The organism is Synechocystis sp. CACIAM 05 (genome assembly GCF_010222815.1).
Lineage (GTDB): Bacteria > Cyanobacteriota > Cyanobacteriia > Cyanobacteriales > Microcystaceae > Synechocystis.
In genome coordinates, this window is sequence record NZ_CP019225.1 from 383,462 (window position 1) to 404,855 (window position 21,394).

Annotated in this window: 21 protein-coding genes and 1 pseudogene; 16 read left to right on the top strand and 6 right to left on the bottom strand. The window is 45.5% G+C overall.

Annotation, left to right across the window (positions count from 1 at the left end):
- Nucleotides 1-17 precede the first annotated feature (17 nt).
- The 16 genes and pseudogenes from BWK47_RS01840 (at nucleotide 18) to BWK47_RS01915 (ending at nucleotide 14,566) form a co-directional block, all read left to right on the top strand.
- Entirely contained in the window at nucleotides 18-1,016 is a 999-nt protein-coding gene (locus BWK47_RS01840) for a glycosyltransferase family 2 protein (RefSeq protein WP_162327350.1), read from the top strand.
- A gap of 35 nt (nucleotides 1,017-1,051) precedes the next feature.
- Nucleotides 1,052-1,771: a class I SAM-dependent methyltransferase gene (locus BWK47_RS01845; RefSeq protein ID WP_162327351.1), complete on the top strand. Its 720-nt coding sequence runs from the start codon at nucleotides 1,052-1,054 to the stop codon at nucleotides 1,769-1,771.
- Nucleotides 1,772-1,781: 10 nt separating this feature from the next.
- A complete protein-coding gene (locus BWK47_RS01850) occupies nucleotides 1,782-3,023 on the top strand; it encodes a glycosyltransferase family 4 protein (RefSeq protein ID WP_162327352.1) in 1,242 nt (413 codons plus the stop codon).
- 12 nt (nucleotides 3,024-3,035) lie between these two features.
- Nucleotides 3,036-3,734, top strand: coding sequence for a hypothetical protein (locus BWK47_RS01855; RefSeq protein ID WP_162327353.1), 699 nt, complete (start codon nucleotides 3,036-3,038; stop codon nucleotides 3,732-3,734).
- 314 nt (nucleotides 3,735-4,048) lie between these two features.
- A complete protein-coding gene (locus BWK47_RS01860; protein WP_162327354.1) occupies nucleotides 4,049-4,804 on the top strand; it encodes a glycosyltransferase in 756 nt (251 codons plus the stop codon).
- Nucleotides 4,801-6,273 carry a hypothetical protein gene (locus BWK47_RS01865; protein ID WP_162327355.1) on the top strand — a complete coding sequence of 491 codons (1,473 nt, stop codon included), beginning with the start codon at nucleotides 4,801-4,803 and terminating at the stop codon, nucleotides 6,271-6,273. Before BWK47_RS01860 ends, BWK47_RS01865 begins: the two co-directional genes overlap by 4 nt.
- Nucleotides 6,274-6,514: 241 nt before the next feature.
- Nucleotides 6,515-7,711, top strand: a complete 1,197-nt coding sequence (locus BWK47_RS01870; RefSeq protein WP_162327356.1) for a glycosyltransferase — start codon at nucleotides 6,515-6,517, stop codon at nucleotides 7,709-7,711.
- Nucleotides 7,704-8,504: a glycosyltransferase family 2 protein gene (locus BWK47_RS01875; RefSeq protein ID WP_162327357.1), complete on the top strand. Its 801-nt coding sequence runs from the start codon at nucleotides 7,704-7,706 to the stop codon at nucleotides 8,502-8,504. Before BWK47_RS01870 ends, BWK47_RS01875 begins: the two co-directional genes overlap by 8 nt.
- 21 nt (nucleotides 8,505-8,525) lie before the next feature.
- Nucleotides 8,526-8,846: a methyltransferase domain-containing protein gene (locus BWK47_RS01880; protein ID WP_237269746.1), complete on the top strand. Its 321-nt coding sequence runs from the start codon at nucleotides 8,526-8,528 to the stop codon at nucleotides 8,844-8,846.
- 9 nt (nucleotides 8,847-8,855) lie between these two features.
- A pseudogene (locus tag BWK47_RS01885) lies at nucleotides 8,856-9,371 on the top strand (hypothetical protein).
- Nucleotides 9,372-9,467: 96 nt separating this feature from the next.
- Nucleotides 9,468-10,100 (top strand): Uma2 family endonuclease, encoded by a 633-nt coding sequence (locus BWK47_RS01890; RefSeq protein ID WP_162327358.1) that lies wholly within the window; start codon nucleotides 9,468-9,470, stop codon nucleotides 10,098-10,100.
- Between the two features lie 4 nt (nucleotides 10,101-10,104).
- The gene (locus BWK47_RS01895; RefSeq protein ID WP_162327359.1) at nucleotides 10,105-10,515 is read left to right on the top strand and encodes a hypothetical protein; all 411 of its coding nucleotides are present in this window, start codon (nucleotides 10,105-10,107) and stop codon (nucleotides 10,513-10,515) included.
- 76 nt (nucleotides 10,516-10,591) lie between these two features.
- Nucleotides 10,592-11,137, top strand: coding sequence for a Uma2 family endonuclease (locus BWK47_RS01900; protein ID WP_162327360.1), 546 nt, complete (start codon nucleotides 10,592-10,594; stop codon nucleotides 11,135-11,137).
- Between the two features lie 164 nt (nucleotides 11,138-11,301).
- The gene (locus BWK47_RS01905) at nucleotides 11,302-11,844 is read left to right on the top strand and encodes a WcaF family extracellular polysaccharide biosynthesis acetyltransferase (RefSeq protein ID WP_162327361.1); all 543 of its coding nucleotides are present in this window, start codon (nucleotides 11,302-11,304) and stop codon (nucleotides 11,842-11,844) included.
- Between the two features lie 63 nt (nucleotides 11,845-11,907).
- Nucleotides 11,908-13,182, top strand: a complete 1,275-nt coding sequence (locus tag BWK47_RS01910) for a glycosyltransferase family 4 protein (protein ID WP_162327362.1) — start codon at nucleotides 11,908-11,910, stop codon at nucleotides 13,180-13,182.
- A 247-nt stretch (nucleotides 13,183-13,429) separates the two neighbouring features.
- Nucleotides 13,430-14,566 (top strand): esterase-like activity of phytase family protein, encoded by a 1,137-nt coding sequence (locus tag BWK47_RS01915; protein ID WP_237269747.1) that lies wholly within the window; start codon nucleotides 13,430-13,432, stop codon nucleotides 14,564-14,566.
- Here BWK47_RS01915 and BWK47_RS01920 read toward each other — a convergent pair.
- The 6 genes from BWK47_RS01920 to BWK47_RS01945 all read right to left on the bottom strand — a co-directional run bounded on the left by BWK47_RS01920 (nucleotide 14,540) and on the right by BWK47_RS01945 (nucleotide 21,382).
- Nucleotides 14,540-15,718 carry an NAD(P)/FAD-dependent oxidoreductase gene (locus BWK47_RS01920; protein WP_162327363.1) on the bottom strand — a complete coding sequence of 393 codons (1,179 nt, stop codon included), beginning with the start codon at nucleotides 15,716-15,718 and terminating at the stop codon, nucleotides 14,540-14,542. The genes BWK47_RS01915 and BWK47_RS01920 overlap by 27 nt on opposite strands.
- Nucleotides 15,718-15,999: a hypothetical protein gene (locus BWK47_RS01925; protein ID WP_162327364.1), complete on the bottom strand. Its 282-nt coding sequence runs from the start codon at nucleotides 15,997-15,999 to the stop codon at nucleotides 15,718-15,720. The genes BWK47_RS01920 and BWK47_RS01925 overlap by 1 nt, the downstream gene beginning before the upstream one ends.
- A 270-nt stretch (nucleotides 16,000-16,269) precedes the next feature.
- Nucleotides 16,270-17,205: a bestrophin family protein gene (locus tag BWK47_RS01930; RefSeq protein WP_237269748.1), complete on the bottom strand. Its 936-nt coding sequence runs from the start codon at nucleotides 17,203-17,205 to the stop codon at nucleotides 16,270-16,272.
- A gap of 58 nt (nucleotides 17,206-17,263) precedes the next feature.
- Nucleotides 17,264-18,469, bottom strand: coding sequence for a succinate--CoA ligase subunit beta (locus BWK47_RS01935; RefSeq protein WP_162327365.1), 1,206 nt, complete (start codon nucleotides 18,467-18,469; stop codon nucleotides 17,264-17,266).
- Between the two features lie 16 nt (nucleotides 18,470-18,485).
- Nucleotides 18,486-19,214 (bottom strand): TerC family protein, encoded by a 729-nt coding sequence (locus BWK47_RS01940; RefSeq protein ID WP_162327366.1) that lies wholly within the window; start codon nucleotides 19,212-19,214, stop codon nucleotides 18,486-18,488.
- 146 nt (nucleotides 19,215-19,360) lie between these two features.
- A complete protein-coding gene (locus BWK47_RS01945) occupies nucleotides 19,361-21,382 on the bottom strand; it encodes a flotillin family protein (protein WP_162327367.1) in 2,022 nt (673 codons plus the stop codon).
- Between the last annotated feature and the right edge of the window lie 12 nt (nucleotides 21,383-21,394).

Here is a 21,394-nt window from a genome sequence, read left to right on the forward strand (position 1 = left end):
TCAACTCCAACCAGCTAATGAGTAAGCCCACTGTCAGTATTCTGATTCCAACCTATAATCGGGAAAACTTAATCACTGAAACTGTGCAGTCAGCGCTTAACCAGACTTATCAAGACTTTGAAATTATCATTGTCGATAATCAAAGTACTGACAATACCTATCAAGTATGCCTGGATTTAGCTAAGACTGACCCCAGAATCAGGGTTTATCAAAATGAAGAGAATATTGGCCCGGTTAGAAATTGGCAAAGATGTGTCGAATTAGCTAATGGTGAGTATGCAAAGATTTTGTTCTCAGATGATTTAATTCACCCAATGTTTTTAGAGAAGACTTTAAATTTGTTTTCCGATGATGTTGGCTTTGTATTCACTAGCATCGCACTCGGAAATGCCCTAAATGTTGTAAAAAGATATGAATGTTTTTGGCTTTTTAATCTCAAAATCAGAAGTTCTAAATTTGTTGCTTTTTTTATAAAAAAAATTATCAATGTTCATCCTGGTTGTGCAATTTTTCGCACTAAAGATTTAAGTAAAAATCTGCTGACCACCATAGAGTCTCCGGGATTATCTGGTTTTGAGAATCACGGCGCAGGAGTTGATATATTGCCATTTTTACTAACTGCTCAAGAGTGTGATACTGTCGCCTATGAAGCTTCTCCACTAGCCTTCTTTCGAGGACACAATCAATCAATTTCGGTGAAAATGAATAGCAAATCATCTTCTAGTTTATTTATGTATTATGATCAAGCTAAAATCTGGTTTGTTGAAAAATTTGACTATATGAATCTTTGCAAATATATGTACATAGCAAGTTGGATAGATAGAATGCGGAAAGAAGATAATAATATAGACTTTTGCACCAGTTGTAAATCCTACACAACTAAGCCAGTTGATATTACTTGGATAAAAATTTTTGCTTTATTTTTAGAAGTCAAAGTTCTACAGGTATTTATTAAAAGTAGAAATCTTCTGTATTTTTGGATACTCAATTTTAAGTTTAAAAATTTATACTCCTAAGAAACGTTCTCTCCATTAAATTACAGATAACTATCATGTCCTTATATCAAGCCCCAGAATACGAATTTTATCGTCAAAAAATTGACGACGTAAGCCTGTCGAAAGAAGAACTTGTATTGCAAGGGGGAAAAAGATTTGCACTTGGTCAGCGTTATAACCTTATTGAGGAGTATTGCAAAAGAAACGGCAAGCAATTCAAAAATTTAGTTGAAATTGGGTGCCATACTGGCCAAACCATTTTATACATGTCTGAACATAACTTTGCCGAAAATTTAATTGGGATTGATATTGCTATTAGTCAGAACCTCCAAAATTTAGAAAGTAACAAAGCAACATTTATCGAGTCCAATGCTAACAATAATTTTCCCCTAGCCAATCAATCAGTAGATGCAGTAGTTGCAATGATGGTTATGGAACATGTTTTTGATCCTTTTCATTTTTGTAACGAAGTATCTCGTATTCTTGAAAAAAATGGAATTCTTTTCCTGAATGTTCCGCTAATTACCGCTCTGAAGCATCGTCTATCACTATTGTCTGGACAAATGCCTGTAACTTCTACACCAAAATGGTTCGAGATGAGAGAATGGGATGGCGGGCACTTACACTACTTTACAATTCCTCTTTTAAAAAAATTACTTGGGCTTTATAGTTTAAAAATTATAGACATTCGAGGTGTAGGAAGCTTCGCAAAAATCAAATCTTTATTTCCAGAATTTTTGGCTGCCGAAATCTCTTTAATATGCCAAAAATATTAATCTAAATAATATGAAAGTTACAATTTCTAACGGGAGCGGGAGATTTCATCTTTACCATGCGGGCGCAGCAGCTTCTAAATCTGGTTACTTGAAATCTTTTATTACCGGAATCTACATCAGACAAACTTGGTACATAAATCTCCTTTTGAAATTATCTTATATTGATTTTTTTTCTAATAAAATCAAAAAATTAAGCCTAAGAAAAGACGATGAAATAGAATCATCACAAATTGTTTCACTAGCTTTTCCTGAGGTTATTAGAACAGTAATTTCAAGATTTGATAACCTGTTGCCTGGGTCTGGTATTTTAGCTCGTCATTTAGCTTTTTTAAGTTTTGGCTATTTGACCACATTTTTTTTGGAAGAATCAGAAATTTTCCATGTTCGCTCTGGCTTTGGACACAGCGCAATTAACAAAGCCAAGCACAAAAAAATGTTGTGCTTAGTTGATCATTCAATTGCACACCCAAAGGTGTTGAATGAAATCATTCACAATGAGCCAACTAAATGGGGAGAATCAGTCACTAGTAAATCCTGGCTATATCCACTTTATTGGAAATTAGTCGAAGAAGATATCAATAATTCAGATTATTTGCTAGTAAATTCAGATTTTGTTAAAGAAACCATTATTAAAAATTCTCAGATTACACAGGACAAAATATTTGTGATACCGATGGGGATCGATATCGAAAAATTTTCACCTAAAACAGAAAATAAAAAATCGAGTAAATTCAGAGCTATTTTTGTAGGAACCATTGGGTTTCGCAAAGGAGTTTTGTATTTATTATCTACTTGGAAAAAGCTTAACTTACAAAATGCGGAACTAGTTTTAGTTGGAGCCATTGAACGTGATATTAAGCCCTTACTTTCGCAATTTGATGGACTTTTTTGTCATGTCCCTCATGTTCCTTTTTCTCAGATAGTTGAATTTTATCATTCGAGCGATGTTTTTGTTTTTCCATCCTTAGCTGAAGGTTCTGCCTTAGTTGTGTATGAAGCCATGGCCTGTGGACTTCCTATCATCACTACTCCAAATTCAGGATCCATCGTGCGTGATACCATAGACGGGTTTATAGTACCTGCTCGTGACGAGGATGCATTTGCCGAAAAAATACTTTGGTGCTATCAAAATCAAGTTGAAGCATCAAAAATGGGTGATTGTGGAGCTTCTTACGTGAGAGAGAATTACACTTGGGAAAAATATCAAGAGCGAGTCTTAGACTTGTACCATACACTTATTAAAAATCAATAAAATTTTTGAACAATGAACTTCAATTTATTCCGTTCTCAGATAAGAGGCATAATTGGAAATTACCCCATACTTTTCTATTCATTGTATGGATTAAAGTCCCTCAATCGTCGTCTGTCAGTCCAACAAGATACTCAATTGGTTATTGAAGGATTCCCAAGATCAGGAAATACTTTTGCTGTTCTTGCGTTTGAACATTTGCAATCTTCCTCCATTAAGCTAGCCCACCATTTACATGTAATTGCCCAGGTTAAGCGTGCTGTTCAATATTCAATTCCCACCTTGATACTAATTCGAGATCCCAAGGATGTCACAATCTCTTTGATTATGCGTAATCCTGAAGCAACACTATTATCTATCCTAAATGGCTATATTGACTATTACACTACAATATCCCTTTATAAAGATCATTTTGTTACTGCAGATTTCAAGGAATTAATTAACGATTATGCCTCCGTTATCAGAGCAATTAATATCAAATTCAATACTAAATTTCAAGAAATTTCTCCTACTCCAGACGACCAAGACATTATTTTTGCGAAAATAAGTGAGCTAAGTAAAATCTATGTCAATGGTGATAAATCAAAAGCCGCTTATCCATCCGCAGAAAAAAAGGCGTTGAAGGAATATTGGGCAACAAAAATAGATGCTCCTTGTCTAGCTCCTATACTTTCCAAAGCTTATTCAGTTTATCAAGAGTTCTTCGTCAAGTGAAATATCTATTTATTGTTACAGGTTGTGTCGAGAAAAACTCTAGCTTTGTGAGGCTACGTCAGTTGGGCTATTACCTCTCAGAGATTGGAATCAACGTTTATTATCTGCTTGACCGAACTTTCTACAACGAAAAACTTGTCGAGTTTTTAGATTATGCCCAAGTCATATTGATCAATGAGTCACACTATAATGTCGAGTTTCGTCTCAACCAAATTTATGCCCGACATAAGGTAATTAAACATATCTCACCTGATGTAGTTCACTTTCTCAATCCATCTCCCAATAATACTGCTTCCATTGTCGGGGGAAAGTCTGTGATTAAGGTTTCGGACTGGGATGAATTACTGTCCCAACGCCGCCCGACCTTGCCTCACAGAATTGTTCATTATATTTGTGAAGTTATTGCCAGGCAACAGGCTGATCTAATTACCGTTTCCTCTCGGCATCTGCAACAATACTTCCAAGAAAAATTTAATCGTTCATCCCTTTATCTGCCCTACGCCACTTACCTAGAAAACATCGACATTGGACCCAATCCCTTTGAGCGTCCCACCGCCGTTTACATGGGTAATCTGCACCACGATGGCGACCATGATATTCTCATTGACGCTTGGACAATCCTCCAATCCCAAGGTGACGCCCCGGACTTGTGCATCATTGGGGGCGGCCCCTGCCTAGAGTCCGTTAAATCAGACGTAGAGCAACGGGGACTGACCCAGATTAAATTTTTGGGTTATTTACCCGTCCAGGAAAATCAAAACTATTTACACCATGCCCATGGACTGCTGTTCCCCATCCGGGATACCATCGGGAATCAAATGCGTTGTCCATCCAAAACCTTTGCCTATATGCAAGCTGGTCGTCCCATTGTCACCTGTCGAGTGGGGGAAGTAGCAGAAGCCCTTGGCGATCAAGGTATTTACGTTGAACCGACCCCGGAAACCTTTGCCCAAAAAGTGCTCGAACTATTTCAACAGCCACCCCAAACAGTAGTCTATGACCTAGAACGCCATACCTGGGAAGCTAGAGCTAAAGACTTATTGCAGGCCATCCAAGTCATTCATCGATGAATCCACAACAACTGTTTGTCACAAAAGTTCCTCAGAAAACTTGGAATTTTGATATTATCCTCTGTAGTTTTTTTCTCTTTACTATCCCATATAATTTTACCGATGTTCTGATTAGAACTTTCTTAGGCAATAATCTTTTTCAATTTGATTGGATTATTATTGTTGTTGCTTGTTTGCGACTGGGTAACATTTTACTAACCAAAAAGTCCATTGAAAATAGATTTCTGAGATATGCATTAATAACCTTTGTGCCTCTTTTTATAGTCATTGTCTATACATTTGCTGTTACAACATTTCAGACTGAGTTCCTACAAGAAAACGGACTTTATTACAGTAGTATCAGTGATGGATTTATCTTCAGACGAGGAGTAAAATACTTAGCCTATACTGCCCTTGCTTTATATTTTGCGAGCGTCGTCAACACCTGGCAAAAATTTTATACCGTTCTTTTAGCTCTCCTTGCTAGCCTTTGCATTGTTGAAATTCTCGGCTTAGTCCAAGCAATCGTTTTTTTAGGAACTGGCATCGACATTTTTCCCATTACCCGCACTCGGGAAACCGGACTTTTTTATCAATCCGCAACGGTTGACTTTGCTGGCATTAACTTTCTACGAATCAAATCCTTGGCCCATGAGCCAAAGGGCCTGGCAGGGATGATGTATGTTTTATTTATCTTTAAATTTTATTCCCCATCTTTATTATTGCGAGCAAAACAGTACGTTAAAATTCCCAGATTTTTTGCAACTTATCTACAGATAACTTGGCCTTTGACTATTCTTGTACTTCTGTTGACATTTTCGGGCAGTGGTTTACTTAGTTTCGGCTTTATTTTTACCGTAATTTTCCTAACTTCCCTTGGCCCACTGATCGTTTCAGGAAGAATTTCTCCTAATTTGATCTTTGTCCTGTTGTTTATTCTTGGTGCTTCCTTGGTCATGATTCAAGCCCCAGAAAAAGTCAATAGCTTTTTTGATGTTTCCATCATGAGGAGAGCATCAGGCTTTTTTGAAGAGCGAACCATTGAGTCTTTATACTCCGGCAGTACAGACCCAGAAGACACAGCAGCCATTATCAACGTTATTAAGTTTCCCATAGTAGTCTTAACCGGTGTTGGTTTTGGTGGTTACTCCAACCTGGCTCTTCCCATTGTTGTCTCTATGTATGGCAGCGGAATACCAATAGAAACGGCAAGCGCTTTTTCTCGCAATATTCTCATTGAGCTATTATTTTCTTCTGGTCTTGTCGGTATTGCCGGTTGTCTATTTTTTGCTAGCAGATTACTTCGTAATCTTCGCTTTTATCCTGATGTGATTATGCCCCTTACCCTCGTGATTGTTTCATCATTTCTCATTCGATCTAACGAAGTCTTGTTTTTTGTCTTTATCGGTATAGTCTGTGCAGTTAATTGTATTTTGAAAGACGAGACTAAACAAGGTTGGCCATCAGTTAAAACACTTTGCCGTGTCTAATAACACCCGTTCCAATCCCCTACATGTCCCTTAAAATAGTTCATCTTATTCCGGGATTCAGCCCTGTGACCTTGGCCTTGAGTGGAACGCTGGAAAGCGAAGCCGTGCTCAAATCCAAAATCGATTCTTACTTCGACCAACACGGTATCAACTTCGCCCTAGCCCCAACATCCAAGTAGCCTTAGCCGATTTCCTCATCTTCTTTCAGGAATACGGTGAATAAGTTCTCCATCCATAGTTTATGAAAGTTCTTCATGTCATACCGTCAATCGCCGCTGTGAGGGGAGGGCCGAGCAAGGCCATAATTGAGATGGCCAAAAGCCTTCAAAATGCAGGGTGCGAAGTTGACATTGCCACAACCAACGATAATGGCGGGACATTGCTAGATGTGCCATTAGGAACATTGCAAGAATATCAAGGCGTCCCCGTCAGATTTTTTGGAAAATTTTCTTCTGAGATACCAGCCATTCGGGAATTTACCTTTTCTGCTCCCTTTACCCGTTGGCTTTGGAAAAATATCAGTAAATATGACTTACTTCATGTGCACGCCATTTTTTCCTATCCCTCTACAGTGGCGATGGCGATCGCCAGACTCAAAAGCGTGCCCTATATCGTTCGCCCCCTGGGGCAACTTTGCCAATGGTCACTGCAACAGAGCCAACGCAAAAAGCAGATTTATTTAGATTTAATCGAAACAGCGAATCTTAATCACGCTAAAGCAATTCATTTTACTTCCGATGCTGAATATGCTGAAGCTCAAGAATTAGGTCTAAAAGCGCCGGGAGTGGTCATTCCCCACGGCTTGAGTGTCACACCAAGGATTCCCCATGCCCATCTTCAACTCCGCCAATGGCTTCATTTACCGGAGGACGAGCCTATCATTCTATTCTTGTCTCGGCTTCATCCCAAGAAAGGTTTAGAAGTACTTATCCAAGCTCTAGCGCGATTGGTGGATGAACAGTTTACTTTTGTTATTGCAGGTAGTGGAGATCCGGATTATGAAATGAGTTTGCGTCAATTAATAAATGAGTCAGGTTTAGGTAAACGTACTCGGATGTTGGGTTTCATTGAAGGAGAAAAAAAAGATATCCTCTTGCAAGGTGCTAATCTGTTTGCTCTTACGTCTTACTCCGAAAATTTTGGTGTTGCTGTGCTGGAAGCCCTAGCCGCAGGACTTCCCTGTATCGTAACGCCTGGAGTTGCCCTGTCGGAAGTTGTTAAACAACAAGATCTGGGAATGGTTCCAGAGATGGACGAAGCGGCGATCACCATTGCCATTTCTAGCTGTTTAAATCAACCTGAAATGATTCAAGAAATGGGCGATCGTGCCCGACAGTTTATTGGCCAAAACTATACTTGGGATAGAATCGCCGCTAATTTAGTCGAGATGTACGACGCTATTATCCAGCATCAACCGCTGCCCCATCTCCATGCTTGAGTCAATCACACCATTGATCCTGACCTATAACGAAGCTCCAAATCTAGAACGTACCCTGCAACAACTCCAGTGGGCAAGACGCATTGTGGTCATTGACAGCTTCAGCACAGACGCTACCCTCGATATTTTGAAGCGTTATCCCCAAGTGGAAGTCACCCAGCGAAAATTTGATACCCATGCTAAGCAATGGAACTCTGGATTGGAACAGATTCAATCCGAATGGGTACTTTCCCTAGACGCCGATTATGTCCTTACCAATGCTCTCATTGATGAACTAAAAACTCTGTTTCCTGCCCCGGAAATTGATGGTTATTTTATCCCATTTAAATATTGCGTCTTCGGGAAGCCACTCCGCGGAACCATTTTGCCCCCCCGTCAAGCCCTCTTCCGTAAAGGGCGATCGCACTATATTGACGATGGGCATACACAGCTTTTAGTTGTCAAAGGGCAGTCTGAGTCCTTATCGAATCCGATTTACCATGATGACCGCAAATCCCTTAGTCGCTGGCTCTGGGCGCAAGATCGCTATATGGTACTCGAAGTTAAGAAACTTCAGGAAACTCCCCTATCAGAATTGGGTTGGGGAGACAAAGTTCGTAAGCAAAAGATATTAGCTCCCTTTATTATTTTCGCTTACTGCCTAATTATCAAAGGAGGCATCTTCGATGGTTGGCGGGGCTGGTACTACGCTTTGCAAAGAATGTTTGCCGAAACCCTACTGAGCCTGCGCCTTATGGAAGCTAATCTGCGAGAAAATTCTAGAACAAATCAGCCCTCACAAAACCCAGATTAGGTCAAATTTCTTTTTGACATTGTGATTTCCAGCGATGTTATCGAGCATCTTTTTTATCCTAGGGAGTTACCGCGATTCGCTAAACAATGTCTGAAGCCTGGAGGACAGTTGATTGTAACAACTCCCTATCACGGTTATTGGAAAAACCTTGCCCTTGCTCTGTTGAATGCCATGGACAAACATCACACCGTTCTCTGGGATGGCGGCCACATCAAATTCTTCTCCGTCAAGACCCTGTCCCAGCTATTGCAAGAAGAAGGATTTACCGGTCTTAAATTCAAGTTTGCTGGACGTTTACCCTATCTCTGGAAAGGAATGCTAGTGTCTGCCCAGTTAAAATAGAAACCATCAATGGCAAGTTTTCTAGCTTTACTGCCCCGCTCCCTGACCACTTTCCTTTATGCCGTGGCGGCCCTACTGAGGTTTTATGGCAACATCGACACCACCCCCATCCCCCGAATCCCTCTCACCATCCTTGGATGGAGCTTCCTGGCGTTCACGTTGGGCACAGCGGCTCTCCTGGTTAATCTCGGCCTTGAGTGGAACCCTGGAAATCGAAGCCGAAACCGAGAGATTGAAGCAAGAGAACGCGAAACTTGACGAGATAATCTTGCAGACGAAGAAAGAAACCGAGCGTCTGAGGAAAGAGAAAAAGCCGATCGAGAACGAGATCGAGCAGATCAAGAAAGAGACAGAGCAGATCAAGAGAGAAACAGAGCAGATCAGGAAAGACAACGAGCGGCTCGCCGTGCTCGAATCCAAAATCGAGGATTTGTTCTCCAAACACGGTATCAACTTGCCCCTAGCCCAGAAGCCAGAGCAACCCTAATCGATTTCCTTAGCTTCCTCCAGGAATACGGGGAATAAATATGCGATCGTCAGTAATTGCTCCCCCAATCAAATGGCGGAAACTATTGCCAAATAGAGCCTTTAGCGTAAAACCTTTTTAGCAAATAATTCCCCATGACCCTCACCGTTGCCATTCCCCGCATTGAGATCGCCCCTGGTAGTCATTTAACTATCCCCAATGTATCCTGGGTAGACTTTATCTCTTTGCTAGAAGAACTCGGAGAAAAACGTCATTCCCGACTCGCTTACTATCAAGGCCGACTGGAAATCATGGCTCCCCTCGCCCTACATGAAAAACCAAATCGTCTGATTACCGATATCGTCAAAGCTATTTTGGAATGCCAAGAGCGAGACTGGGAAGACTTTGGCTCCACCACCCTTAAACAGCCTCCCCTCGCTGGCATAGAACCAGATAGCTGTTTTTACATCCAAAATGCATCCCAGATGCGGGAATACAAAAACCTTGATCTGAATCAATCTCCCCCCCCAGATTTAGCAATTGAATGCGATTTAAGCTCGAAAACCGTCATCGATGCGTACCAAGCCATTGGCGTTCCTGAAGTGTGGATTTATAGCAATAATCAACTACAAATTTACCTTTATTCAGAACAAGGTTATTTAGAAAGCAACCAAAGTCAAATTTTTCCAGATTTGGCCGTAATGTCAATGATTCCCCAACTAATTCAAAAAGCTTACCAAGTTGGCACAAGGCAAATGTTGGGTGAGTTGAAAGCACAGCTAAAATGAACCTATGGCAAGTTTTCTAGCCTTACTGCCCCGCTCCCTGACCACTTTCCTTTATGCCGTGGCGGCCCTACTGAGGTTTTATGGCAACATCGACACCACCCCCTTCCAACTCATCCCCCTCACCATCCTCGACTGGAGTTTCCTGGCGTTCACGTTGGGTACAGCGGCTCTCCTGGTTAATCTCGGCCTTGAGTGGAACGCTGGAAATCGAAGCCGAAACCGAGCAGATCAGGAAAGAGACAGAACAGATCAAGAAAGAGACCGAGCAGATCAGGAAAGACAACGAGCGGCTCGCCGTGCTCGAATCCAAAATCGATTCTTCCTTCGACCAACACGGTATCAACTTACCCCTAGCCCAGACACCAGAGCAGCCCTAATCGATTTCCTCAGTTTCCTCCAGGAATACGGTGAATAAATAGGCGATCGCCCAACCCTTTCCCAACATACTCATTGTTAAGATTGACCAGTCCCCCGTTGCCTGTGAAATAACCATGGTTACCCTGCTGAAATGGACAGTTCCAGACTATCACCACCTCATTGAACAGGGGCTATTGGACGGTAAGAAAGTGGAACTTTTAGACGGAGACCTAGTGACCATGGCTCCCGAAGAACCACTCCATAGCTACACCACCACCACCGTTGCCGACTATCTGCGCCAAAACCTGCACGGATTAGCTCTAGTGAGGGAAGCCCATCCCATTACCCTGAGTCAATCTGAACCGGAACCTGACATTGCCATTGTTCTAGCTCCCCAGGAGCGCTACAAAGAAAGGCATCCCCAGGCCGACGATATTTTTTGGTTAATTGAAATAGCTAACAGTACCCAAGCCTACGACCTCAACGACAAAAAACAAATCTACGCCCAAGAAGGCATCCCCGAATATTGGGTGGCAGACCTAAGCAAACGCCAATTATTTATTTTTCGAGCACCAGACAAAGAAGATTATCGCCTGCAACAAACCCACTCCGAAGGCATCATCCATAGCCAAGCCTTTCCCGAAATAAAAATATCAGTACAAGAAATGTTCCATTGGTAGTTCTCCGACCATTGACCAAACTGAAACCATGGCAAGTTTTCTGGCCGTATTCTTGCTCCTTTGTTTTTGGTAACCAACTGAGCGACCGCAGCATTCTCCCAAATTCTAAACAAATTCCGTTGTTTTTGCTGTTGAACCAGTTAGTTTTGGCGTAAATTATTACCATGCAACTTAATCAATACCAGCAAGGAGAATATCACCCTGGAGCCCCGCTAGTTAAGCAATTGCTATGGTATTCAATTGGGGATTTTTTAGTCCAAACGCCCCTACTGCCCATGGCCAGGCTGAAGGTAGCTATCCTGCGATTATTCGGGGCCAAAATTGGTGCAGGAGTTAATATCAAACCCCACGTCAAGATCAAATTCCCTTGGCGGCTAACCCTAGGCAATTACGTTTGGCTGGGGGAAAAATGTTGGATTGATAACCTCGCCCCGGTTACCATTGAGTCCCATGTGTGTATTTCCCAGGGCGTTTACCTATGCACTGGCAACCACGATTGGAGTAAACCCAGCTTTGACCTAATCACCAGTCCGATTCACATCGCCGCCGGCAGTTGGATCGGTGCTAGCGCCGTTATTGGACCTGGAGTACGGGTGAATGAAAAGGCAGTTTTGACTTTGGGGTCTGTGGCTGTCAAAGATTTGGCGGCTATGACCATCTACTCTGGCAATCCCTGTCAGCCGGTCAAAAAACGGCAACTCCTCTGAAATTACGCCAGGTAAAAACTAACTTTTGTTGTTAGTATCTTTAGGGATTTGATCTAATTATTGATGAAGCTAACCATTCTGAACCAATTTTATCCCCCTGACTATGCGGCCACGGGGCAACTGCTAGAAGAACTGTCCATCGAACTGTCAAAAAAAGAGCTTGATGTGCAAATTTTTGCTGGGCAACCGGGTTATGCATTTGATCAGGAACTTGCCCCATCCCAGGAAGTCTCTCAGGGAGTTTTGATCAGAAGAACTAGGACTTCTCGCCTCTGGCCCCAGAGATTACGAGGGCGGGCGATCGCCGGAATTTTGTATTGTTTACGCGCCATCGTCAAACTCAGATTAAGGAGCAGACTGGGGGATTTGATTCTTGTTACTACAGAGCCTCCCTACCTAATGGTGGTGGCCTATATCCTGCATTTGTTATACAAAAAACCCTATATCTGCCTGATTTATGATCTCTACCCCGATGTGGCAGTGAAGTTGGGGGTGGCGAAGGAAAAGGATGCCATTGTTAAATTGTGGCGTTGGCTAAATCGTTTAACTTGGCAAAAGGCAGAGGCTATTATTGTGCTCAGCGAGAGCATGGCTAAGGTGATCGCGGACCAACAACCAGCCTTAGCAGGGAAAATTGAGGTGGTCCATAACTGGGCGGACGGAGTGTTAATCCAACCAAGGGCCAAAGCTGATAACTGGTTTGCCCAACGCCATGGCCTGGAACAGACATTTACTGTACTATATTCTGGCAATATGGGACGGTGCCATGACCTGGAAACTGTTATGGAGGCAGCTCTTCTACTCCAGCAAGAAGCAGTCCAGTTTGTCTTTATTGGAGCTGGTGCTAAGGCCCCAGTCTGTCAGGAATTCGTACAACGCCACCAGTTAACTAATTGTTTATTTTTGCCCTTCCAACCCAAGCCGGTTTTGCCCTTTTCCCTCACCGCCTGCGACCTGAGCTTGGTTTCCATTTTGCCCCAGGTGGAAGGGCTGGTGGTTCCGAGCAAGTTCTATGGCTGTTTGGCCGCAGGCACGGCGATCGCCGCCATTTGTCCCCCCCATTCCTATTTGCGGGAAATTATTGCCGAAGCCCAGTGTGGGGCAAGCATTGATAACGGCGATGGGGCGGGATTGGCCGAATTCATCCTTCAACTTAAGGACAATCCCCAACGAACAACAGCCATGGGGCGTCGGGGCCGCCAGTATTTTGAAGAAAATTTCACCCTGGACACCATTGCAGACCAATACCTATCTGTCATTACTAAAGTGGGTGATAAAAAAGTCACCAAGCTCCAAGCAAATAAATTCCGCAACTATCCTGACTCAAGCGTGCTTTAACTAAATGATCAGACCAATAAACCACCTTAAGATAAGCGCTTAACCATTGTGTTTTATTAATTTCATTCTGGTGTTTTTTACCAAAATTATGAGTGAAAGCTCAATTGCAACCTATCGATAAAGCTTGTTAATGGTTTCCAACCAACGTCCGTTTAGCTTTTCTTTGTCACCAGACCACTGAATCAATCCAGTTGTTAGCTACAGTGATGGCAGGAATTTAGGGTTTATCAAGTTGCTGACCAACATTTTGACCAAAATTGTATTGAGGCTCATACTGCCAATCGTTTGCTTTACCCTGGTGGCCTGTGGGGTTGCCCCCGATGCGGTGCAGGCAGAGTCTCGCCTATTTTTACCCCTGTCCTTGGAATTTTTAGATAGCTATACCCTACCGAAACAAGCAATAGAGGATTTACCGGTTGGAGGCATTTCCGACCTTACCTACGATCGCCAACGGGATGTTTATTATGCTGTCACTGATGATCGGCGATCGCCACGATTCTACACCATGCACCTCACCATAGTCCCTGGGCAAGAAGGCACCGGGATTGCCAAAGCAGAAATAGTGAAAATGACCAAGCTCAGAACCAGCGGAGGGGAAACCTACGGCCGTCAATTGTTAGACCCAGAAGGTATTGCCCTGTCTCCCCGCCAAACCCTGTTCATCAGCAGTGAAGGGGTTTTATCCAGCCAAAGCCCCCCTTTAATAGCCGAATTTGATCCCCAAACGGGCCAGGAGTTGGAGCGATTGCCCCTGCCCAACCGATTTTTACCCCAAGCAGACCGCCCCCAGGGTATCCGGGATAACTTGAGCTTTGAAGCTTTAACCATTGCCGCCACCAGCACCCTAGCAGACGATCCTTTTCGCCTTTTTACTGCCACGGAAAGTGTTTTGGACCAGGACTTTGACCCGGACAATCCCCCCAAGGAGATTCCCTTAAGGTGGTTGCATTACGTAATTAACTCCGTCGGGGCACCAGTTTTAGTCAGTGAAAATCTTTACCCCCTTGATCCAGCTCCAGCGGGCACTCTGCTCCATGGCCTAAGCGCCATGGTGGCTTTACCCAGGGAAGGTTATTTTCTCACCTTAGAACGAACCTTGGGGCTGACGGGATTCCAGGGCAAAATTTTCCAAACGGTCAATGCCAATGCCACCGACACCAGCCGCATAGTTAGCTTCCAGCCTGGTACCAACACCATTAACCCGATGCGCAAACAACTACTGTTCGATCTGGAGGATTTGGGCATTGAGTTGGACAATCTGGAAGGAATCACCCTGGGGCCCCGCTTACCGGACGGTTCCACCAGTTTAATTGCCATCACTGACGATAACTTTAGTGGGGATCAAAGCACCCAAATCCTACTTTTCCGTTTGCAGGGGGTTTAGCAACGGCGCCAAATGATCAATTACTGGTTCCCTGCCCACGGTGAGGTGGTGGGCAAGTTTTTGCGCTAGGGGCGGCACATAGACCAAGGGATGGGTGAAGCCGGTGAACAACACCAACCCCGGTACATTAGGCATTTCCCCCACTAGGGGCAGGGTTTGGCCACTAAAGGCCACTAAACAATGGTGGGCGGTGACCGGCAGTAGGGCCAGGCGGGGTAAAATTTTGGCGATCGCCGTTTGTAGCTGCTGTTGGGCCCAAGCCAGGTCGGGATGATAGTGGGGGGAAGTCACCAGTTGGCTAATTTGACCGATGAATAATCTACCATCGAAAAACTGCACCGCTCCGGGTTCCACAACCGTGGCGACGCAATGGTCATCGGGCTGATGCCAATCTAAAGTCGGGGCTAGGGCTTCTAAATTAGGGCGTTGCTGTAAATCCGCCGGCATAATCACACAGCGGAGATTTTCTTGGGTGGGGGCTGTTTGCAGCACAGCGGCATGGGTGAAATAGAGGGGCAAATTAATACCCGACTCCGGTAGCAGAGCAAGGCTTTGACCACCCCCCGCCAGAATGACGTTATGGGCAAAAAAGTTTCCCGCCCCAGTGTGGACCCCCTGCACCCGGTTTTGCTTGGTAATTAATCCTTGCACCTCGGTGATGCGGACTATGCCCCCCAGCCGGAGAAAGGCTTGGAGATAGGCGTTAACGGTTTTGCCGCCGTGGCAGTGCCCCTGGGGCACCACAAATCCGCCGCCAACGCCGTCCGGGTTAAGTTGGGGTTCAATGGCGATCGCCGTTAAACGGTCCACCCATTGAGGGCGAATTAAACAATGGTCAAACTGCTTAGCTAGGGCCTGGGCATCATCTTCAGGACGGAGATAGAGTAATAGTTCTAATTCTCGATATTCCGTTTCTCCCCCCAACTCTTGGCTCAAATGGGTCCAACGATAGCGACTTTCATGGCCCAATTGCCGCTGCAGGGGAGTGGCCCCAGCCCAATAGATAATGCCACCATAGCTCAGGGCCGTGGCGTTGATAGGCTGACGATGTTTTTCGAGTAATAGTACTCGTTGCCCTTGTTTTTGCAATTCATAGGCGATCGCCGCTCCGGTAATGCCGGCCCCGACCACAATGGCATCAAAATTTTCCATTAACCTTGATTAACAATTTGGCCCAAGGCGGCAAAACCCGGTACTTTCCCCGCCGAGGCGGCACCATCTTTCTCCGAAACAATGACCGCACTAATCTGATCACTCATAATGGCCACCTTTTTCTCCGTCTGCTTTTCACAGGTGAGTTCCAACAGTTGGGGGCGATCGCCCTGCATGGCAGTGACAATGGTCTGATAGAGTGCTTCCGCCCCATCCTTTTCCTTGCGCTGTACGGACACGGGCATGGGGGAATATTTAAGGGTCAAATCAATGCTGATCATAGGGGAACCGTAAACGGGAAGTGGTGAAACAGTCTTGCGACTCTCCCTATCTAGGTTATAGTTTTTTTGCCAAGAAGGGGGGAAAGCACCAGTTCCCAGGGCGCTAAACCGCCAAGCTGCAATCCTCGTTTGTTTAAACAACAGCGTGACAAAGTTGAAATACCTTTTCCATGGAAGACGTAAAATTCTTGATCGGCTCGATTTTATTTTAGTTAGCCATAAAATCCTAAGGTAATGTCGGGCAGTTCTACATGGATAAATGAATAAACACTAGTCCCCATGGGAGATCTGGTGCCAGGGGGGTAACTGGATTAAATCTTCCAGGTTGGCCTGCATAGTCTGGCAAATCTGGTCCAAGGGCAGATCGTTGGCATCGTGGCCGAAGGGGTTTTCAATCTCCACCCCAATTTCTTCAATGCCGAAGACAGTGAAAGCGATAATTCCCACTACAAAAGCCGTGGCCCAATGGAGGGTATTCACAATCTGGAAAGGGGTGATGAAGCAATAGAGAAAAATTAGCTGGCGCAAATGGATGGCGTAGGCCAGGGGAATGGGGGTTTTTAAAATTCGTTCGCAACTGCCCAACACATCCACCATGGTGTCTACCAAGCGCAACATGGCGGTGAGCTGATAGGCATTAATATTGTTTTGCTCGTATTCCCGTTGCAGATAATTACTGATCCAAAAGGCGATTTCCAAGGGTGGATTATTTAGGTCCTCAAGCTTCCGGTAACCGGATTCCGGCAACAGAGCCCAAATTTCTTCATTTAGGGGTTGAGAGCGCAGATGTAACTTTGTGGCCACGGCAAAGGCCACCAGAAGATGCAGAATTTTAATTTTGTCTTGGTGGGCTTGGGGACCGGGTTCTGCCACCGAAACCCAGATACTCCGGGAGAGGTTACGAATGGTATTAACTAGAGTGCCCCAGGCTTTGCGTCCTTCCCAAAAACGTTCATAGGCGGTGTTGGTGCGAAACACTAACAGCAATCCCAACACAATGCTGGGCACAATGCTCTCCTGGATGGGAATGGAAAATTTATATCCCCAACCATCCACCAGGGTCACCCCCAGGGAAAAGACCATGCACACTAGCACCCGGGGGGCGATCGCCGGAATAACGGAACCTTGCCAGCGCAGCAGTATGTCCGTCCAGATGCGGGGAGATCGGGATGGATGGTGAGTAAAAAAGCCAAAGAATTTGCTCAAAATTTGCTCTCCCCCAACTTAGATAAACATTGCCAATCTAGGGGAATAATGGCCACAGTTATCCCTGGGCCAATGCCGTCTCTTGGGGCATCAAACTCAGCATCTTGGCGATCGCCGTTTCCAAATCATTGTGCCAATGGACAAGGCTGTTGTCGTACATCTGCTGGAGATGATCTAAATTTCCCTGGCTAAATCGGATAACCACCGGTAGCACTTCCCCTGTATAGGTTTGCCGTTGGGGAAACCGTTGGCGCTGGGGCAAACTGGGGCCCGTCCCCCGTAAACTGCGGTCTTCACTGGAGGGGTTGGGGGGCAGGGGTAAAAAAGACCGTAAATCTTCCGCCAAGGCCGAGGTGTCCCTTGCTCTGGTGGCCAGGTTAACAAAAATTCCTTTTAAATTGGGGGCCTGGCTGAGGTGGTTAAAGGCCAATTCCAGTTGTTCCCCCAGGGTTATGTCACTGCGACCTTCATCCAATAAATAGGCGCCGGTGATGCCAAAGGAATTGAGCAGGTCCCACGTACTCAGGGCTAGCCCTTCACTGTTACAAATTAGGCCAATTTGTCCCTGGGCCAGGTCCCCCGGCAGCCAACTATGCCCCGTCCATTGCTCCGATCGCCAATTGATCAAATCCGGATGCCGGTTGATCGCCGTATCGTTGACTGTAATTTTGCCGTCTAGGGCCATCACCTCCCCATTAGCACTAATGCCAAGGGGATTAATTTCAATCACGTCCAAGTCGTAGGTGACAAACAATTCATACATTTTGCCGATGATGCCGCTTACTGTGGTCACCAGGGGCCCGGTCAAACCCATTTTCACCGTCAGCCGTCGGGCTAGATAGGGAGAAAAGTTAGTCCGCAGGGAAACGCTCTGCATTTGCTCCAACAGGGTTTCCACATCAATGCCCCCCTCGCTGGAACCCATTAACACAGGGCACTGCCGTTGGTAGTCCAGCACGATCGCCAAAAATAATTCCGACTGGGCATCGTACCGGGCCTCAGCCAAAATCACCTCTGGGTACTCATCCGCAATGGGCAAATGGAAAATCGCCGAAGCGGCGGCAATGGCATCAATGGTATTTTCCACAAACCTAACCCCGCCGGCCTTACCCCGGCCCCCTGCCCGCACCTGGGATTTGAGCACCATGGGGTAGGGAATTTGCAACCGTTTCAGGGCAGTGGTGTTTTGGATAGTCTGGGAAGGCAAAATGGGAATGCCCACTTGCTGAAATAGTTCCTTGGCCTGGTACTCTAACAAGTCCATAAGTGATCTCTAAAATTTACTTCTGTTCGCCGCTATGGACAATTTCTTCCACTAGCTCCGCTGGACGTCGCTCCGAAAAGCCCCAAGCAAACAGTAGCCCAATTATGACGATCATCAACAATTGTGGCGGCACTAACTCAGGGTTAATGACTCTGAGCAGTAGGCGCAGACCCACTAACCCCACTGTGATAAAACCAGCATCTTTGAGGCGGGTAAAAATCTCTAACCAACGAATAAATAAACCCGCTAAAAACCTCAGGGCAATCACCCCAATGGTGCCCCCCACAATAATCAGCCATAACTGATCCGCCACGGCGATCGCCGTAGTGACACTATCGAGGGAAAAGGCTAAATCGGTGAAGGCAATCAGGGGGATCGCTTGCCAAAAGGAACTAAACTCAAAAGCCTTATGATGATTTTCCCCTTCATCGGGAGACAAAAAATAACTCCCCACCAGCCAGAGCAGGTACAATGCCCCCGCCAACTCAAACTGCCAATATTGCAACACAAAGGAAGCACTGATAATCAACAGAACCCTAAGCACATAGGCAATGACTAACCCTGCGTTCAAAGCTCGTCGTTGTTGGTCCGGATTGGGTAAACCCTGGGCGATGGCGGCTAGGGCAATGGCATTATCCGCCGATAGCACTGCCTCAAGGGCAATTAACACTAGCAACGTCAATGGGATTTTGAGGACAACAGCAAAGGACGAGTTGAATAGTAGGTCAAAGTCAAACATGGACACAGGGAAAGGTGGAGGCCTGCAGAGATAGACCGGAAAAACCAGGACTCAGCAAGGTTTAGTTCCAGTCATACCATCTTCCCTCATTATTGGGGGCTTTGGTGATGGGGGTCTACCCCCCTATCAGTAGCGATCGCCGTTGATCCCCGCTAAATTTCCTCCGGAGAAAAGTTCGTTTCAGTGGGCATATTGGGCTCAGCTCCATGGTCTGCACTGACGGGAGAGGCGGGGGGGGAAACCGACGGGGGATCCTGGAGTAGGGATTTAACCTGGTCAACTACGGTGCTGAGTTTGCCTTCATTTAACAAACCATTGAGCAGGGTGAGGCCACTGGTGGAAAGCAGTAATTTATTGATGTCGCCGCTGTTACTACCATTGCCATTGCTCCCACTTAACCCAGGGAAAGAGTAAATGCGGGATTCCCCCAACACCCCGGGCTGGGGCGCCAACGCTTTGATTAGATCCGGCAGTTGGGTAACCAGTTCCGGCCAGATGGTTTTTAATAACTCCGCTGTGCGATTAGCATTACTTAAACTGTTATGGGCTTCGATAATGGCTTTTTGTCCCTCCGCTTCAGCCATGGCTTTGTGACGGTTGGCATCGGCCAGGGTCCGGATGGATTCCGCTTCTAATTCCGCCGCTTGCCTGGCACTTTCCGCCTGACGCCGCCGCCGGAATACGTCAATTTCCACCACGTTTTGTTCAGCGATGCGATGTTGTTGGGCATCCTGTTGGGCCACAATCACCGCCAATTTCTGGGCCCGTTCCGCCGCTTCCACTTCCTGGGCGGTAATTACCCCGGATTCCGCCTCGGCCCGCAGTGCTTCCGCCTCTAACCGTTCCTTCTGTTTATTGGCAATGGCGATCGCCGCCGTTTGTTCCGTGATTTGGGTTTTTTGTTCCGCCAGGGCAATCTCTGCCTTGGCTTGCAGTTGGGAAGCCTCAATGGTTTTCTTCCGTTGAATTTCCGCCACCTCCGCTTCCTGTTTTTGCAACGCCTGGGCCACTTTTAGTTCCTTATTCCGTTCCTCCAAGGCGATCGCCGACGCAATTTGACTATTTTGAATAGCTAATTCTTTCTGAATCCGTTCCTCCTCCACCGCCTGTTCCTGGAGAATTTTATTCCGTTCCTTTTTCGCCTCCTCCTTATCCTTTGCCTCTTGAATTTCCCGTTGCTGTTGGGCTTCCTGGGATTCCAATTCCTTCCGTTGGGCTAGTTTGAGTAATTCAATTTCTTTTTGTTGGGTAATATTGGCGTCTTCCTGCTCCCGCTTAATGGCTAAACTCTTTTTCTCAGCTTCCAATTCCCCCTGTTCAATGGCCACCCTGGTGGTTAATTCCACTTCCCGTTTTTGTTGGATGGATCGTTGGATAGTTTCCGTTCTTAACCGCACCCCCTGGGCATCAAAAAAGTTATTTTCGTCGTAGGTATCACTTTCTTCAATTTCGGAAATGGCAATGTTATTGAGGGTTAAACCAACTTTGCGTAAATCTCCTTGGATCAGGTTCAACACTTCATCAGCAAAACCCAATTTATCGGAATCTAATTCCGCCAATTTTTTCTTTTTCGCCGCCGCTCGAATGGCATCATCGGCCCGTTTTTCCAGAGCATCTTTGATATCCGCTTCGGAAATTTGCCCTTTTTTCGATAGCCTGGCCGCCGCTGTTAAAATTTCATTGCGGTTGGGGGTAATGCAAACGTAGAAAGTCACTCGCATATTGGCCCGCATATAATCCTGGGTCCGCACAGCCAAATTCCCTGCCCGCACCACGTCAATGGAAATTTCCCGCAGGGACACCCTGGTAATTTCGTGGAAACCGGGAATGACAATGCAGCCCCCATGGAGAATCACCATTTGCTCTTTTTTAAAAACGCCGCCAGTTCTGACTAAAGCTTCGTTATTGGGGGCAATGACGTAAAAGCGGGTATAAAGAAAAATGGTCACTAAAATCAGAAAAATGACCGCAATAATTACCACCGGAAAAAATAACAGTGGCGACAAACCTCCCAAGGCAGAATTATTATTATCCAAAGTCTGATTGGGGGCTTGGGCAATGATTAACTCTCCTGAAGTTTCACCTGGACTAGCCTGTATGGCCATTACAGGAACAGTGTCCCCTGGCAGGGTGGGCAAGGTCTGGAGAAATTCAAACCAAAATTTACTTTGCATGGTGTGCCTCCG

What these genes read in the sequence shown, in the direction of transcription:
- BWK47_RS01840 (WP_162327350.1), top strand. Translation starts at nt 18, where the DNA reads ATGAGTAAGCCCACTGTCAGTATTCTGATTCCAACCTATAATCGGGAA.
- BWK47_RS01845 (WP_162327351.1), top strand. Translation starts at nt 1,052, where the DNA reads ATGTCCTTATATCAAGCCCCAGAATACGAATTTTATCGTCAAAAAATT.
- BWK47_RS01850 (WP_162327352.1), top strand. Translation starts at nt 1,782, where the DNA reads ATGAAAGTTACAATTTCTAACGGGAGCGGGAGATTTCATCTTTACCAT.
- BWK47_RS01855 (WP_162327353.1), top strand. Translation starts at nt 3,036, where the DNA reads ATGAACTTCAATTTATTCCGTTCTCAGATAAGAGGCATAATTGGAAAT.
- BWK47_RS01865 (WP_162327355.1), top strand. Translation starts at nt 4,801, where the DNA reads ATGAATCCACAACAACTGTTTGTCACAAAAGTTCCTCAGAAAACTTGG.
- BWK47_RS01870 (WP_162327356.1), top strand. Translation starts at nt 6,515, where the DNA reads ATGAAAGTTCTTCATGTCATACCGTCAATCGCCGCTGTGAGGGGAGGG.
- BWK47_RS01875 (WP_162327357.1), top strand. Translation starts at nt 7,704, where the DNA reads ATGCTTGAGTCAATCACACCATTGATCCTGACCTATAACGAAGCTCCA.
- BWK47_RS01890 (WP_162327358.1), top strand. Translation starts at nt 9,468, where the DNA reads ATGACCCTCACCGTTGCCATTCCCCGCATTGAGATCGCCCCTGGTAGT.
- BWK47_RS01895 (WP_162327359.1), top strand. Translation starts at nt 10,105, where the DNA reads ATGGCAAGTTTTCTAGCCTTACTGCCCCGCTCCCTGACCACTTTCCTT.
- BWK47_RS01900 (WP_162327360.1), top strand. Translation starts at nt 10,592, where the DNA reads ATGGTTACCCTGCTGAAATGGACAGTTCCAGACTATCACCACCTCATT.
- BWK47_RS01905 (WP_162327361.1), top strand. Translation starts at nt 11,302, where the DNA reads ATGCAACTTAATCAATACCAGCAAGGAGAATATCACCCTGGAGCCCCG.
- BWK47_RS01910 (WP_162327362.1), top strand. Translation starts at nt 11,908, where the DNA reads ATGAAGCTAACCATTCTGAACCAATTTTATCCCCCTGACTATGCGGCC.
- BWK47_RS01920 (WP_162327363.1), bottom strand. Translation starts at nt 15,718, where the DNA reads ATGGAAAATTTTGATGCCATTGTGGTCGGGGCCGGCATTACCGGAGCG.
- BWK47_RS01925 (WP_162327364.1), bottom strand. Translation starts at nt 15,999, where the DNA reads ATGATCAGCATTGATTTGACCCTTAAATATTCCCCCATGCCCGTGTCC.
- BWK47_RS01935 (WP_162327365.1), bottom strand. Translation starts at nt 18,469, where the DNA reads ATGGACTTGTTAGAGTACCAGGCCAAGGAACTATTTCAGCAAGTGGGC.
- BWK47_RS01945 (WP_162327367.1), bottom strand. Translation starts at nt 21,382, where the DNA reads ATGCAAAGTAAATTTTGGTTTGAATTTCTCCAGACCTTGCCCACCCTG.